The organism is Streptomyces sp. WAC04114, from assembly GCF_019733245.1.
GTDB lineage: Bacteria > Actinomycetota > Actinomycetes > Streptomycetales > Streptomycetaceae > Streptomyces > Streptomyces massasporeus_A.
Genome location: NZ_JAIGQA010000205.1, coordinates 1 through 13453, shown reverse-complemented (window position 1 = coordinate 13453; position 13453 = coordinate 1). Strand labels below are relative to the sequence as shown.

General features: G+C 73.1%; 11 protein-coding genes and 1 pseudogene. 7 read left to right on the top strand and 5 right to left on the bottom strand.

Going from position 1 to position 13453, the window contains the following annotated elements; all coding sequences use genetic code 11:
• The coding region (locus K4G64_RS34075) for a WD40 repeat domain-containing protein (protein ID WP_221759777.1) at nucleotides 1–3278 on the top strand (3278 nt) is incomplete at its 5' end.
• A gap of 236 nt (nucleotides 3279–3514) precedes the next feature.
• Here the strand turns inward: K4G64_RS34075 and K4G64_RS34070 are convergent.
• The 4 genes from K4G64_RS34070 to K4G64_RS34055 form a co-directional block, all read right to left on the bottom strand.
• The gene (locus tag K4G64_RS34070) at nucleotides 3515–4087 is read right to left on the bottom strand and encodes a GNAT family N-acetyltransferase (protein WP_221759776.1); all 573 of its coding nucleotides are present in this window, start codon (nucleotides 4085–4087) and stop codon (nucleotides 3515–3517) included.
• 67 nt (nucleotides 4088–4154) lie between these two features.
• Entirely contained in the window at nucleotides 4155–4694 is a 540-nt protein-coding gene (locus K4G64_RS34065; RefSeq protein ID WP_221759775.1) for a DinB family protein, read from the bottom strand.
• 9 nt (nucleotides 4695–4703) lie between these two features.
• Nucleotides 4704–5168 carry a hypothetical protein gene (locus K4G64_RS34060; protein ID WP_221759774.1) on the bottom strand — a complete coding sequence of 155 codons (465 nt, stop codon included), beginning with the start codon at nucleotides 5166–5168 and terminating at the stop codon, nucleotides 4704–4706.
• Nucleotides 5169–5205: 37 nt separating this feature from the next.
• On the bottom strand, nucleotides 5206–6072 hold the full coding sequence (locus K4G64_RS34055) for a bifunctional DNA primase/polymerase (protein WP_221759773.1): 867 nt from the start codon (nucleotides 6070–6072) through the stop codon (nucleotides 5206–5208).
• Nucleotides 6073–6453: 381 nt separating this feature from the next.
• Between K4G64_RS34055 and K4G64_RS34050 the strand changes: the two genes are divergently transcribed.
• From K4G64_RS34050 to K4G64_RS34025, 6 genes are all read left to right on the top strand, one after another.
• Complete coding sequence (locus K4G64_RS34050; RefSeq protein WP_221759772.1) at nucleotides 6454–6780, top strand: hypothetical protein; 327 nt, start codon at nucleotides 6454–6456, stop codon at nucleotides 6778–6780.
• A gap of 160 nt (nucleotides 6781–6940) precedes the next feature.
• Nucleotides 6941–7855: a bifunctional MaoC family dehydratase N-terminal/OB-fold nucleic acid binding domain-containing protein gene (locus K4G64_RS34045; protein ID WP_221759771.1), complete on the top strand. Its 915-nt coding sequence runs from the start codon at nucleotides 6941–6943 to the stop codon at nucleotides 7853–7855.
• Nucleotides 7852–8235 carry a MaoC family dehydratase gene (locus tag K4G64_RS34040; RefSeq protein WP_221759770.1) on the top strand — a complete coding sequence of 128 codons (384 nt, stop codon included), beginning with the start codon at nucleotides 7852–7854 and terminating at the stop codon, nucleotides 8233–8235. Before K4G64_RS34045 ends, K4G64_RS34040 begins: the two co-directional genes overlap by 4 nt.
• Nucleotides 8232–9404, top strand: coding sequence for a lipid-transfer protein (locus K4G64_RS34035; protein ID WP_221759769.1), 1173 nt, complete (start codon nucleotides 8232–8234; stop codon nucleotides 9402–9404). Before K4G64_RS34040 ends, K4G64_RS34035 begins: the two co-directional genes overlap by 4 nt.
• Nucleotides 9405–9537: 133 nt before the next feature.
• A complete protein-coding gene (locus K4G64_RS34030; RefSeq protein WP_031108631.1) occupies nucleotides 9538–10098 on the top strand; it encodes a SigE family RNA polymerase sigma factor in 561 nt (186 codons plus the stop codon).
• Nucleotides 10099–10258: 160 nt separating this feature from the next.
• Nucleotides 10259–11905 carry a long-chain fatty acid--CoA ligase gene (locus tag K4G64_RS34025; protein ID WP_221759778.1) on the top strand — a complete coding sequence of 549 codons (1647 nt, stop codon included), beginning with the start codon at nucleotides 10259–10261 and terminating at the stop codon, nucleotides 11903–11905.
• Between the two features lie 196 nt (nucleotides 11906–12101).
• Here K4G64_RS34025 and K4G64_RS34020 read toward each other — a convergent pair.
• Nucleotides 12102–13453, bottom strand: a pseudogene (locus tag K4G64_RS34020) (nickel transporter); the annotation flags it as partial.

The window sequence follows — 13453 nt, the reverse complement described above, 5'->3', positions numbered from 1 at the left end:
CCTCCACCACTCCGCCCTCCTCCATCACTCCGCCCTCCCCCGAAGCCGTCCGCGTCGCCGTCTCCGCATGGGCCCGGCGCGTAGACCCCTCCGGGGCCCGGCCGGTCGTCATCGTGGACCAGTTCGAAGAGACGTTCACCCTCTGCCCCGACGAGGCGGACCGGCGTGCCTTCGTCGAGGTCCTGCACGCCGCCTGCTCGCCCGCCGGCCCCGGCGAACCGGCCCCCGCGATCGTGGTGCTGGGCATACGCGCCGACTTCTACGACCGCTGCCTGCGGTACCCCGAGCTGGCCGACGCGCTCCAGCACCGGCACATGGTGCTCGGGCCGCTGACCACCACGGAACTGCGCGAGGCGGTGACCGGCCCGGCCAAGGCCGTCGGCCTGGAGCTGGAACCGGGGCTCGCGGAGCTGATCGTCCGGGAGGTCAGCACGGACGGCCCGCGCGGGGCGCACGACGCCGGCGTGCTGCCGCTGCTCTCGCACGCCCTGCTGGCCACCTGGCAGCGCCGGAAGGCGGGCCGGCTCACCCTGGCCGGCTACCGCGCGGCCGGTGGCATCCAGGGCGCGGTCGCGGCGACCGCCGAACGGGCCTGGACCGGCCTCGACCCGGCCGCGCGCACCGCCGCCCGGCTGCTCCTGCTCCGCCTGGTCCGGCTGGGCGAGGACACCCAGGCCACGCGGCGCCGCGGGACCCGGCGTCAGCTGGCCGAGGAGTCGACCGACCCGGGCAAGACCGAGGAGTCCCTCGAAGCGCTGGTCCGTGCCCGGCTGGTGACGCTCGACGCGGAGACCGTGGAGATCACCCACGAGGCGCTGCTGCACGCCTGGCCGCGCCTGCGCGACTGGATCGACGAGGACCGGCAGGGCAATCTGCTGCGCCAGCGCCTGGAGGAGGACGGCCGGGCCTGGGAGGAGTCGAACCGCGACAACGCACTGCTCTACCGGGGCTCCCGGCTGGAGCAGGCCCACGGCTGGGCGCGGTCCGCGGGGGACACGTTCCTGACCCGCAGCGCCGTGGAGTTCCTGGCCGCGTCGGTCCGGCTGCGCAGGCGGATCATCTGGATCAGCCGGGGCGCGGTGGCGACGCTCGTCGTCCTGGCGATGGTGGCCGTCGGGTCCGCCGTCGTCGCCTGGAAGCAGCGGGACGAGGCCGTCTTCGAGCAGGTGCTCGCGCAGTCCGACCGTGTGCAGGACACCGATCCGTCGCTGTCCGCGCAGCTCGACCTGGTCGCGCACGGTCTGCGGCCGGACGACAAGGGCGCGATCAGCCGCCTGATCTCCATCGTGAACGCCCCCCTCTCCACCCCCCTCACCGGCCACACGGGTGCCGTCTACCTCACCACCTTCAGCCCGAACGGACGGATCCTGGCCACCGCCAGCTACGACCGGACGGTGCGGCTGTGGGACGTCGCCGACCCCAAGCGCCCCAAGCCGCTGGGCAGGCCCCTGACCGGGCACACGAGCTGGGTGAGCAGCGCGATCTTCAGCCCGGACGGCCGGACGCTCGCCAGTGCCTCCGACGACGGCACCGTACGGCTGTGGGACGTGTCCGACCCCGGGCACCCGAAGTCGCTCGGCAAGCCCCTGACCGGTCATGACGGCACGATCTATCTGATCGCCTTCAGCCCGGACGGGCGCACGCTGGCCTCCGCGGGCGACGACCACACCGTCCGGCTGTGGAACACGGCCGACCCGCGCCGGCCGCGGGCCCTGGGCGAGCCGCTGACCGGGCACACGGCCGCGGTGCGCTCGGTGGCGTTCGGTCCGGACGGGCGGACCCTGGCCGCGGGGGGCGACGACGGCACGATCCGGCTGTGGGACGTCTCCGACCCCGCGCGCCCAAAGCCCGCCGGGACGCCGCTGACCGGGCACACGGCCACCGTGCACTCCGTGGCCTTCAGCCCCGACGGCCGCACCCTCGCCAGCGGCAGCGCCGACGGCACCGTACAGCTGTGGAACACGGCCGGTCCGGGCCGCCCGGTCGCGATCGGCGCGCCGCTGACCGGTCACACCGGGCCGGTCTGGTCGGTGGCCTTCAGCCCCGACGGGAACATGCTCGCCGCGGCCAGCGCGGACAGCACCGCGAGCCTGTGGAAGGTCAACGACCCGGAGTACCCGTCGCAGGTCGGCGGGCCCCTCGCGGGCAGCAGCGGCGAGATGTACGCGCTCGGCTTCAGCCCCGACGGGCGGACCCTCGCCACCGGGGCGGGGGACAACAAGGTCCGCCTGTGGTCGCTGCCGACGTCGGACATGACCGGCCGCACCGGAGTGTTCCGGCCGGACGGGCGGCTGCTCGCGACGGCGGCGCGCGACGGGCGGATCCGGTTGTGGGACGTGCGCAGGCCCGGCAGGCCGACGCGGCTGGGCGAACCGTTCCGCCCGGGCAAGGGCGACGTGCGCTCCCTGGAGTTCTCCCCGGACGGCCGCACCCTCGCGGTCGTGACGGGCGACCGGGTGGTCGAGCTGTGGAACCTCGGCGACCCCGAACGCCCGGTCCGCCACGGCTCTCCCGCCCCCCTGCACATCCGGTACGCCGACCCGCTGGCCTTCAGCCCGGACGGGCGGGTCCTGGCCACCGCCTACGACGACCGCACCATCCAGCTGTGGAACGTGGGCGACCCGGCTCGCCCGCGACCGCTCGGCAAGCCCCTCACCGGCCACAAGGGTTATGTCAACCACCTCGTGTTCAGCCCGGACGGCCGGACGCTCGCCAGCGGCAGCGCGGACGGCACGATCCGGTTGTGGAACGTGTCCGCCCGCGGCCGGGCGACCCTGATCGGGAAGCCGCTGCGGGGCCACCTCGGAGCGGTCAACGCGCTCGCCTACAGCCGCGACGGCCGCATCCTGGCCAGCGCCGGTGACGACAACTCGGTCCGCCTCTGGGACATCTCGGACCCCGCCGGGGCCTCCCAGCAGGCGCGGCTCACGGGCCACACCGAGGCGGTCGTGTCGCTGACGTTCAGCCGGGACGGCCGCACCCTGGCCAGCGGCGGCAACGACAGCACCGTCCGGCTGTGGAACGTCTCCGACCCCTCGGACGCCACCGCGATCGGCCAGTCGATGAGCCCCAACTCCAAGACCGGCACGTTCCTGGCGTTCAGCCCGAACAGCCACATGCTGGGGGTGTCGAGCGGTGCGGACACCATCCGGCTCTGGAATCTCGACGTCGACACGGCCGTGCGCCGCATCTGCGCGATGACCCGGGGTGTGCTGACGCAGGACACCTGGCGGGAGTACCTGCCCCGGCTCTCCTATGATCCGCCGTGCGACGGCTGACGAGACCGGCTCTCCCAACGCGCCCGACCACCACGGCAGTTGCGTGATGCCAGTCACAACCGGGGGCTTCCCGGCACCCAGTCGGCTCGTGGTGGGCAAGCGCTTGTTACCCTTGGCCATAGCTCGACCGCTGGTGCATCCCCCGTCGCCAGCGGTCGAGCCTTTTCGGCACCCTGTGCAGCGCTCTCTTCAGCGCCCTTTTCAGCGCCCTTTCAGCGCCGGTCGAGGCGCGTCTCTCAGCGCAGGTCGAGGCGCATCAGGATCCGGGGATGACCGGCCAGGACCGAGGTCGTGTCCGCCGCGTGGACGAAGCCGGCCCGTTCGAAGTTCTTCCGCAGACCCGCGTAGGCCATCGTCAGGTCGACCTTGGCGTCGCCGTTGTCCAGGGGATATGCCTCGATCACCGGTGCGCCCCGGTCCCGGGCGAACGCGACCGCGCCGGCGATGAGGGCGTGCGAGATGCCCTGCTTGCGGTGGCCGGGGCGGACCCGGACGCACCAGAGCGACCACACCGGCAGGTCGTCGAGGTGCGGGATCTTGCGGTTGCGGGCGAACGAGGTGTCCGCACGCGGGGCGACGGCGGCCCAGCCCACCGGTTCGTCGCCGTCGTAGGCGAGCACGCCTGGGGGCGGCTCCGCGCGGCACAGCTCGGCGACGTACGCGCCGCGGGCCGGGCCGCGCAGTTCGTTGTTGAGCCGTGAGGGGATCCGGTAGCTCAGGCACCAGCAGACGTTCGCCCCGGGCGACTTCGGCCCGATCACGGCACGGACGTCCTCGAAGTCCCCGGCCGGCCGGACATCGACGTTCATGCCTCCACGATGTCATGCACGGGACGGTCGCGCCCCGGGAGACGGGACCCGACCGGGCCGAACGCGTTCACCGGGGCACGTTCTGCGCGGACGCCGCCCGCAGCAGCCGCAGTTGGCCGATCTCGGCCACGTTCTTCATCAGCTCCGCGTTCACCCAGGCCAGCATGTCGGCGACGGTGTACTCGGGGTCGTCCGGCAGGGGGAACGAGGCCGCGGCGTCCAGGTCCGGGTCCGTGAGGTCGTCCAGGACCTTGAGCCACTCGGTGCGCAGGCCGCGCAGCCACTCGATCGTCGGGGAGCCCTCGCCGGGCCAGACGATGTCCTCGCGGTCGCGGGGCGGGCGGCCCCGGGCGTGGTCGAGGGTGACGCTCCACCACCATCCGAGGTGCCAGCTCACCCAGCCGAGGGTGGGGACGGGCACCGGGTCGGGTTCCGCGTCCGCCCAGTCCGGGACCCAGGTGCCGTCGGGTCCCCGGCGCATCGTCCAGCAGTACGGCGCCGGCTCCCACAGGAAGTCATCCTGCTCCAGCCGCTCCAGGTGGTACTCGAACAGCGACCAGGTCAACTCGAACTGCCGGCGCAGCAGTTCCGTACGGGTAGCGCTCATCGGACGACCCTACGTACGCGCCGGGGCGTCCCGGGCCAGAACAGGCCAGTCGAGGTCGCGCAGCGCGGACTCGGCGTCGCAGCCCGAGGGCAGGCGCGGTGTGGACTGGAACCAGACGACGGTCAGGCGCGATCGGTAGGCGACCGGGTCGCGGGCCGGGTCCAGGGCCGCGGAGTGGAACGTGCCGAGGCAGGCCACGGCGGGCAGCACCTCGACCGGGCCGAGGCCGCCCGCGTACTGGTCGGGGTACTCGCGCCGGGGCGGGACGAGGTGCACCGGCGTGCCCGGGCGGGACCGCTCGGCGGCCCGCAGGAGGTCCCGTATCCGCAGGTCGTTCAGCGGCCTGCAGGGGTAGCCGTCCTGGAGGTCGCCGTAGGTCGAGGAGAAGCGCAGCTCGGCGAGGTCCACCGGGCGGCCGGAGGCCAGGACGAGGCGGGCGAGCGCCAGGGCCGGCGCTTTTGCGTGGCGTTGCATCGAGGTCTTTCGGTGGTGGTCATGGGCGGGGCCTTGCTCACGGCCGGTGCCCCGTCATCCGTGCCGCGGAGGCGATCGTGGTCCGGGCCTCCCGCTCGGACAGGCCGGTGCGCACCGCCGCGTCGACCAGGGGGGTCACGAGCGCCGGGCCGCTGCCGTCCTCGTAGGCCCGGCAGGCCGCCCAGAACAGGCGGGTGTTGCGCTGGCCCTCGTGCGCGGCCAGGACGAACTGGACCAGGCCCTGGCCGTGCGCGCCGGCCGCCGCGGGTGCCGCGTGCTGGGCGCGCGGCGGCGGGAGCAGCAACCGCAGCAGGGAGCGCGGGCAGGGGGCGGGGGCGAGGTGCGCGGTGCCGGGGGCGGCGGCGTACACACCCTGGCCCGTGCGGGAGCCGGGGCCGACCAGGTAGCCGCCCGCGCCCCGGATGTCGATGCCGGGGGCGAGCCGGCCCGCGGAGTTGGGGACGACCACCTCGGGCGGGCCGCTCAGCCACAGGTGCCGCCCGCCGGAGGGGGTCACGACGACCACGGTCGGCGGGATCGTGAACAGGTGCCGCAGCGCCAGCTCGCGCAGGGCGGCCGAGGAGTCCGTGCCGGTCTTCACATCCAGGTCGAGGCCGATCAGATGGTGCGGGGGCAGCCCGCAGGCGATGCCGTAGCCGGTCGCCCAGGGCGCGGCGGCGAACAGCTCGCGGATGCGGTCCGGGTCGCTGGAGGCGTCGTAGACCCCGTGCCCGAGGCTGCCGCAGGCGCCGTGGCAGGGGGAGGGAGCGGGGTCGTCGCGGTGCGGGGAGCGAAGTGCCGGGAGCTTGGAGCGGGACAGGGGGATGACGGCCAGTCCGCGCTCGGCGGCTGACAGGGCGTGTGCGAGGGCCAGCGTCGTGGCCTGCCGGTCGGTGGTGGCCATGCCTCTAGTTTCGTACGTACGTTCGAAAAAGGAAAGAGGAATCGAGTGCGACGCGCCGGGGGCGGGTGGTGGCCGGGAAAAGTGCTGGAACGCTTCGTCCTTTGCGGCACCCGGGTTCGAACGCCCTGTTTCGCTCCTGTTCGGTACGGAAGTGACGCACAAGTGACGCAAAGGGGTTTATCGACATGTCCTCACGCTTGCGTGCGAATGGTGGCTTCCGGTGTGGTTCGCCGGGGATTCGGTGGGCAACTCTGGATTCGCGACGTCGAGCACCGCACCGGGGTGGCCGGCCAACTTCCCTGGTGACAGCAGTGGTTCACGCACAGGCGGTCATGAGCCGGTGCGTCCTCGGTTCCGGAAAGTCCTGGAGGGACAAGAAACATGGCAAGCATCCGTACCGCCCGCGTCATCGCAGCCGTCTCCGCCCTTCCGCTCGCAGCCGCCCTCTTCACCGGCGTCGCGACGGCGGACAACGGCGCCTTCGCGGACAACGGATCCATCGCGTCCGTCACGGAGGCCGAGCAGGGCATCCTCGGCAGCGGCGTCGGCGGCGACAACTTCGGCAACGCGGCCACCTCCCAGCAACAGGCCGTCGGGGACGGCGCCTCGAACCAGAGCAACACCGCGCAGGTCAACGGCTCGGAGTTCACGGCCGTCAACCAGGGCAACGCCAACACCGCCGTCAGCTTCTCCCCGCTGTGGTGGTGAGCTGACCGGGCCGGTGCGGCGGCATCGGCCCGGGTGCCGTGGGGGTGTGTCTCGTGGGGTGAAAAGCGTCTGAGCGGCGGTGCTCCGGTACCGCCGCGCAGGCGTTTTCGCGTCTGCGGGGCCTTGACGAGGCCCCAGATCTGACGGACAGTCAGAAGCCGTGAGTGGTGAGCCGGAGGTCCACGAGGAGTTCGAGGCGCGCCTGAAGGCCTACGAGGGCCGTCCGGCCGCCGCCACCGGAGTCGGCCGCGACCCGGTCAACGAGCCGATGATCAGGCACTGGTGCGAGGCCATGGGCGACACCAGCCCCGCGTACACGGGACCGGACGCCATCGCCCCGCCCACCATGCTCCAGGCATGGACCATGGCCGGCCTCACCCGCCGCCCGGAACGCACGGCCGCCTACGACGAACTCCTCACCCTGCTCGACGAGTCGGGCCACGGCGCGGTCGTCGCCACCGACTGCGAACAGGAGTACCTGCGCCCGCTGCGCCCCGGCGACGAGATCACGTTCGACTCGGTCATCGAGTCGGTGTCCGGCCGCAAAACCACCAAACTCGGGGCGGGCTACTTCGTCACGACCCGCACGGACGTCCGCGCGGGCGGCGAACTCGCCGGCACCCACCGCTTCCGCATCCTCAAGTACGCCCCCGTACAACGGCCTTCGAAGCCGGCCGAACGCCGCCCCCGCCCGGTCGTCAACCGCGACAACGCCGGCTTCTGGGAGGGCGTGGCCCGCCACGAGCTCCTCATCCAGCGCTGCACCGCCTGCGCCACCCTGCGTTTCCCCTGGCTGCCGGGCTGCACCACCTGCGGCTCCCCCGACTGGGACACCGTCCAGGCGAGCGGCGAGGGCACCGTCTACTCCTACGTCGTCCACCACCACCCGCCCTTCCCGGCCTTCGAACCGCCGTACGCGGTCGGCCTGATCGAGCTCGCCGAGGGGGTGCGGATGGTCAGCAACGTGGTGGGCGTGCCGTACGACAAGGTGCGGATCGGCATGCCGGTCCGGCTGGAGTTCCGGGCTTACGACGACGAGCTGGTGCTGCCCGTCTTCCAGGGGGTGACTCCGTGAAGGCCGGCGACCGGCTCCCGCCGCTGGAGATCCCGGTCACCCGCACCCTGATCGTCGCCGGGGCGATCGCCTCCCGCGACTACCAGGACGTCCACCACGACCCGGAACTCGCCAGGCAGAAGGGCTCCCCCGACATCTTCATGAACATCCTGACGACCAACGGCCTGGTCGGCCGCTACATCACCGACCACTTCGGCCCGCGGGCGCAGCTGCGCCGGGTCGCCATCCGGCTCGGCGCGCCCAACCACCCCGGCGACACGATGGTCCTGACCGGCACGGTCGAGGAGGTCGACGGCGACACGGCGACCGTCCGGGTCGTCGGCGCGAACGGGCTCGGCGCGCATGTCACCGGCACCGTGACGGTGAGGGTCGAGGCATGAGCCTCGCGGGGCGGGACGGACTCGGCGGGCGTGCGGCCGTCGTCGGTGTCGGGGCCACCGAATTCTCCAAGGACTCGGGCCGCAGCGAACTGCGCCTCGCCGTCGAGGCGGTGCGGGCGGCCCTCGCGGACGCCGGGCTGACTCCGGCCGACGTCGACGGAATGGTCACCTTCACCATGGACACCAGCCCCGAGATCACCGTCGCCCAGGCGGCCGGCATCGGGGAGCTCTCCTTCTTCTCCCGGATCCACTACGGCGGCGGCGCGGCCTGCGCCACCGTGCAGCAGGCCGCCCTGGCGATCGCCGCGGGCGTGGCCGACGTGGTCGTCTGCTACCGCGCCTTCAACGAACGCTCGGGCCGCCGCTTCGGCTCCGGGGTGCGGCACCGGGAACCGTCGGCGGAGGGCGCGGCCCTCGGCTGGTCGCTGCCGTTCGGCCTGCTCACGCCGGCCTCCTGGGTGGCGATGGCCGCCCAGCGCTACCTGCACACCTACGGGCTGACCCCGCAGGCCTTCGGGCACGTGGCCGTCGTCGACCGCAAGTACGCGGCGACCAACCCGGCGGCCCACTTCCACGGCCGCCCCATTACCCTGGCCGACCACGCCGCCTCGCGCTGGATCGTCGAACCGCTGCGGCTGCTGGACTGCTGCCAGGAGACGGACGGCGGCCAGGCCCTCGTCGTCACCTCCGTCGAACGGGCCCGCGGCCTGCCCCGTCCGGCCGCCGTGATCGCCGCGGCGGCCCAGGGCGCCGGACGCGCCCAGGAGCAGATGACGAGCTTCTACCGCGACGACCTGACCGGCCTGCCCGAGGCCGCGGTCGTGGCCCGGCAGCTGTGGCGGACCTCCGGACTCGCGCCGGCCGACATCGACGTGGCCATCCTTTACGACCACTTCACGCCGTTCGTCCTGACGCAGCTGGAGGAGTTCGGCTTCTGCGGCCCCGGCGAGGCGGCGGACTTCGTGGCCGAGGAACACCTGCCCCTCAACACCCACGGCGGGCAGCTGGGGGAGGCGTACCTGCACGGCATGAACGGCATCGCCGAGGCTGTCCGGCAGATCAGGGGCACCGCGGCGAATCAGGTGCCCGGAGCGGAACGGGTCCTGGTGACGGCGGGGACGGGCGTCCCCACGTCGGGACTCGTCCTCACCGCCGACCCGCAGGGGTGAACCCGCAGTACCCCGGGGCCCGCGCTCCACCTGTAGGAGGTGCGGCGGGCCCTACCCGTACAACCTGAGGGGGACCCCGCTTCGGGACCTGCGGCCGATCCGCTCGCGGTGCCCCCGCTCATAGCGTTGAGCCATGACCACACTCGTCTGCACGAGCGCTTCGAAGGCGGCCGGACCAGCGGCGCAGACCCTTCCGTACCCGTCGTTCTCGTCGTACGTCAGGGCCCGCCAGCCGGTGCTGCTGCGTACCGCCCGCTCGCTCACCGGCAACCCGAGCGACGCGGAGGACCTGCTGCAGACCGCCCTCACCAAGACGTACGTCGCCTGGGAGCGCATCGAGGACCACCGTGCCCTCGACGGCTATGTGCGACGGGCCCTGCTGAACACCCGGACCTCGCAGTGGCGCAAGCGCAAGGTCGACGAGTTCGCCTGCGAGGAGCTGCCCGAGCCCGACCCGGTCCCGGGCGGTGACGACCCGGCCGAGCAGCAGGCGCTGCGCGACGCGATGTGGCGGGCGATCATGCGGCTGCCCGCCCGGCAGCGGGCGATGGTGGTCCTCAGATACTACGAGGACCTCAGCGAGGTGCAGACGGCCGAGGTGCTCGGCGTTTCGGTGGGTACGGTGAAGTCGGCCGTCTCCCGGGCGCTCGGCAAGCTCCGCGAGGACGCTGAGCTGGGGCTTGTCCGCCAATGAGGCGGTGCGCCGGCCGGCTGTGAGCCGTTTCTCCGGCATGGCGTGATGTGATCGATCGCCCGGTCCTAGTGACATACCGCGTGGTATGTGCGCAGAATCAGCGCAACCTTTACCACCGCGTAGGCAATGTCGCCCCCGGGAGGACGCCGTGCTGAGCACGATGCAGGACGTACCGCTGCTGATCTCGAGGATCCTGACCCACGGGTCCACGATTCACGGGACATCGCAGGTGACCACCTGGACCGGCGAGGGCGAGCCGCACCGCCGCTCCTTCGCCGAGATCGGCGCCCGCGCGGCCCAGCTGGCCCACGCGCTGCGCGAGGACCTCGGCGTCACCGACGACGAGCGCGTCGCGACCCTCGCCTGGAACAACGCGGAGCATGTCGAGGCCTACTTCGCGATCCCGTCCATGGGCGCGGTCCTGCACACCCTGAACCTCCGCCTCCCACCCGAGCAGCTGGCCTGGATCGTCAACCACGCCGCCGACCGCGTGATCATCGCCAACGGTTCGCTCCTGCCCCTGCTCGCCCCGCTGCTGCCGCACCTCAAGCCGGTCGAGCACGTGGTCGTCACGGGCCCCGGAGACCGCTCCCTCCTCGCCGACGCGGACGTCAGCGTCCACGAGTACGAGGACCTGATCGCCGGCAAGCCGACGTCCTACGACTGGCCCGAGCTGGACGAACGCCAGGCCGCCGCCATGTGCTACACCTCCGGCACCACCGGCGACCCCAAGGGCGTGGTCTACAGCCACCGCTCCATCTACCTGCACTCCATGCAGGTCAACATGGCCCAGTCGATGGGCCTGACCGACGAGGACACCTCGCTGGTCGTGGTCCCCCAGTTCCACGTGAACGCCTGGGGCCTGCCGCACGCGACCTTCATGACCGGCGTGAACATGCTGATGCCGGACCGCTTCCTCCAGCCGGCCCCGCTCGCCGCGATGATCGAGAGCGAGAAGCCCACGCACGCGGCGGCCGTCCCCACCATCTGGCAGGGCCTGCTCGCCGAGCTGACGGCGAACCCCCGTGACGTCTCCTCCCTCGGCCAGGTCACCATCGGCGGCTCGGCCTGTCCGCCCTCGCTGATGGAGGCCTTCGACAAGCTGGGCATGCGGGTCTGCCACGCCTGGGGCATGACGGAGACGTCCCCGCTCGGCACCATCGCCCGTCCGCCGGCCGGTGTGACGGACGCCGAGGAGGAGTTCGCCTACCGCCTCACCCAGGGCCGCTTCCCGGCCGGCGTCGAGGCCCGCCTGACCGGCCCCGGCGGGGAACGCCTCCCCTGGGACGGCGAGTCCGCCGGCGAGCTGGAGGTGCGCGGCGCCTGGATCGCGGGCGCCTACTACAACGGCCCCGACGCCGAACCGCTGCGCCCCGCCGACAAGTTCAGCGAGGACGGCTGGCTCAAGACCGGCGACGTCGGCACCATCTCCGCCGACGGCTTCCTCACCCTCACCGACCGCGCCAAGGACGTCATCAAGTCCGGCGGCGAGTGGATCTCCTCGGTGGAGCTGGAGAACGCGCTGATGTCCCACCCGGACGTCGCCGAAGCGGCCGTCGTGGCCGTACCCGACGAGAAGTGGGGCGAGCGCCCCCTGGCCACGGTCGTCCTCAAGGAGGGCTCCACCGCCACCTTCGAGACCCTGCGCGCCTTCCTCGCCGACGAGGGCCGCATCGCCAAGTGGCAGCTCCCGGAGCGCTGGACGGTCATCCCGACAGTCCCGAAGACGAGCGTAGGAAAGTTCGACAAGAAGGTGCTGCGCAGGCAGTACGCGCAGGGCGAGCTGGACGTCACGTCCCTCGGCTGACGAACGGCGACAGGGGCCCCGGATCTCTCCGGGGCCCCTGTTCCGCGCGCGGCCGGCCGGGTGGGATCCACCAGCCAGGACCCAGCCCCTTGGCCAGGCCCGGACCGCTGGTTGGTGCCGTGGCGGCTGGGAGCCGCTGGTCGTTCGGTGGCAGGCCAAGTGCCGCTGGTCGGTGCCTCCGCCAGCCCAGGGGCCGCTAGTTCGTGCCGATCCGGCTGAGCAGTTCGACGATCCTGGTCTGCACCTCGGCGCTGGTGGACCGCTCCGCGAGGAACAGCACCGTTTCCCCGGAAGCCAGCCGCGGCAGGTCGGCCTGGTCGACGGCGGCGGTGTAGACGACGAGCGGGGTGCGGTTGAGCTGCCCGTTCGCCCGCAGCCAGTCGACGATCCCGGCGAAGCCCTCCTGCCGCCGCTGCACCTGCAGCAGGTCCATCACGACCAGGTTCGGCCGGAACTGCCCCGCCAACGTCACCGCGTCCGCGTCACTCGCGGCCCGCGCGACCTGCATCCCGCGCCGCTCCAGCGTCGCCGTCAGCGCCAGCGCGATCTCCGCGTGCTCCTCGATCAGCAGCACCCGCGGCGGATGCTGCTCGGTGTCACGCGGCGCCAGCGCCTTCAGCAGCACGGCGGGATCGGCGCCGTACGCCGCGTCCCGCGAGGCCTGGCCGAGCCCGGCCGTGACGAGGACGGGCACCTCGGCGGCCACGGCGGCCTGCCGCAGCGACTGCAGTGCCGTACGGGTGATCGGCCCGGTCAGCGGGTCGACGAACAGCGCGGCGGGGAAGGCCGCGATCTGCGCGTCGACCTCCTCGCGCGAGTTCACGATCACCGGCCGGTAGCCCCGGTCGCTCAGCGCCTGCTGGGTGCTGACGTCCGGCGCCGGCCACACCAGCAGCCGCCGCGGGTTGTCCAGCGGCTCGGGCGGCAACTCGTCGTCCATCGGCTGCGGCTGCGGCGGATCGGCCACCTCGACGGCCCCGCCGGGCCCGTCCAGCGGCTCGGGTCCCTCAGCGGCGTTCTCGTCCGGTGCGCCTATGGCGTACGACCGCCCGCCGCCCTCGGTGAGCTGCGCGAGGCGCGACTGACCCGCGAGGGACGGCTGCGCCGGGACCGGTGCGGTGGCCGGTGCGGGGATCTGCGCGGCGACGGGCGGCGGCGTGTGCTCGCCGCCCGGGTGCGGGCGCGCGCCCTGCTCCGGGCGGGCCGCCTGGTCCGCCGGACGCGGCTGCCCCTGCTCGGGGCGGGCCGCCTGGTCCGTACGCGTCGCCGGGTCGGGCGGCGTCCCCAGCTTGCGGCGTCGGCCCGATCCGCCCGGCTGGTGCGGGGGAGGCGTCGCCGACTGCTGCGGAACGGACTGCGGGACGGACATGGCCGACGGCTGCTGCACCTGGGCCGCCTGCCGGGTGAACGGCACGCCCTGGCCCAGCGTCCGCACGCTGATCGCCCGCCCCTGCGTCGAGTTCGGGTCGACCGGGGGCGCCGCGGCCTCCGCGGGCAGCGGCTGAGCGGCCCGCGGCGCGCCTTCCGGCGGCAGCGGGGTGCCCGGGG

What these genes read in the sequence shown, in the direction of transcription:
- K4G64_RS34070 (WP_221759776.1), bottom strand. Translation starts at nt 4,087, where the DNA reads ATGAACGTCGATGTCCGGCCGGCCGGGGACTTCGAGGACGTCCGTGCC.
- K4G64_RS34065 (WP_221759775.1), bottom strand. Translation starts at nt 4,694, where the DNA reads ATGAGCGCTACCCGTACGGAACTGCTGCGCCGGCAGTTCGAGTTGACC.
- K4G64_RS34060 (WP_221759774.1), bottom strand. Translation starts at nt 5,168, where the DNA reads ATGCAACGCCACGCAAAAGCGCCGGCCCTGGCGCTCGCCCGCCTCGTC.
- K4G64_RS34055 (WP_221759773.1), bottom strand. Translation starts at nt 6,072, where the DNA reads ATGGCCACCACCGACCGGCAGGCCACGACGCTGGCCCTCGCACACGCC.
- K4G64_RS34050 (WP_221759772.1), top strand. Translation starts at nt 6,454, where the DNA reads ATGGCAAGCATCCGTACCGCCCGCGTCATCGCAGCCGTCTCCGCCCTT.
- K4G64_RS34035 (WP_221759769.1), top strand. Translation starts at nt 8,232, where the DNA reads ATGAGCCTCGCGGGGCGGGACGGACTCGGCGGGCGTGCGGCCGTCGTC.
- K4G64_RS34030 (WP_031108631.1), top strand. Translation starts at nt 9,538, where the DNA reads ATGACCACACTCGTCTGCACGAGCGCTTCGAAGGCGGCCGGACCAGCG.
- K4G64_RS34025 (WP_221759778.1), top strand. Translation starts at nt 10,259, where the DNA reads ATGCAGGACGTACCGCTGCTGATCTCGAGGATCCTGACCCACGGGTCC.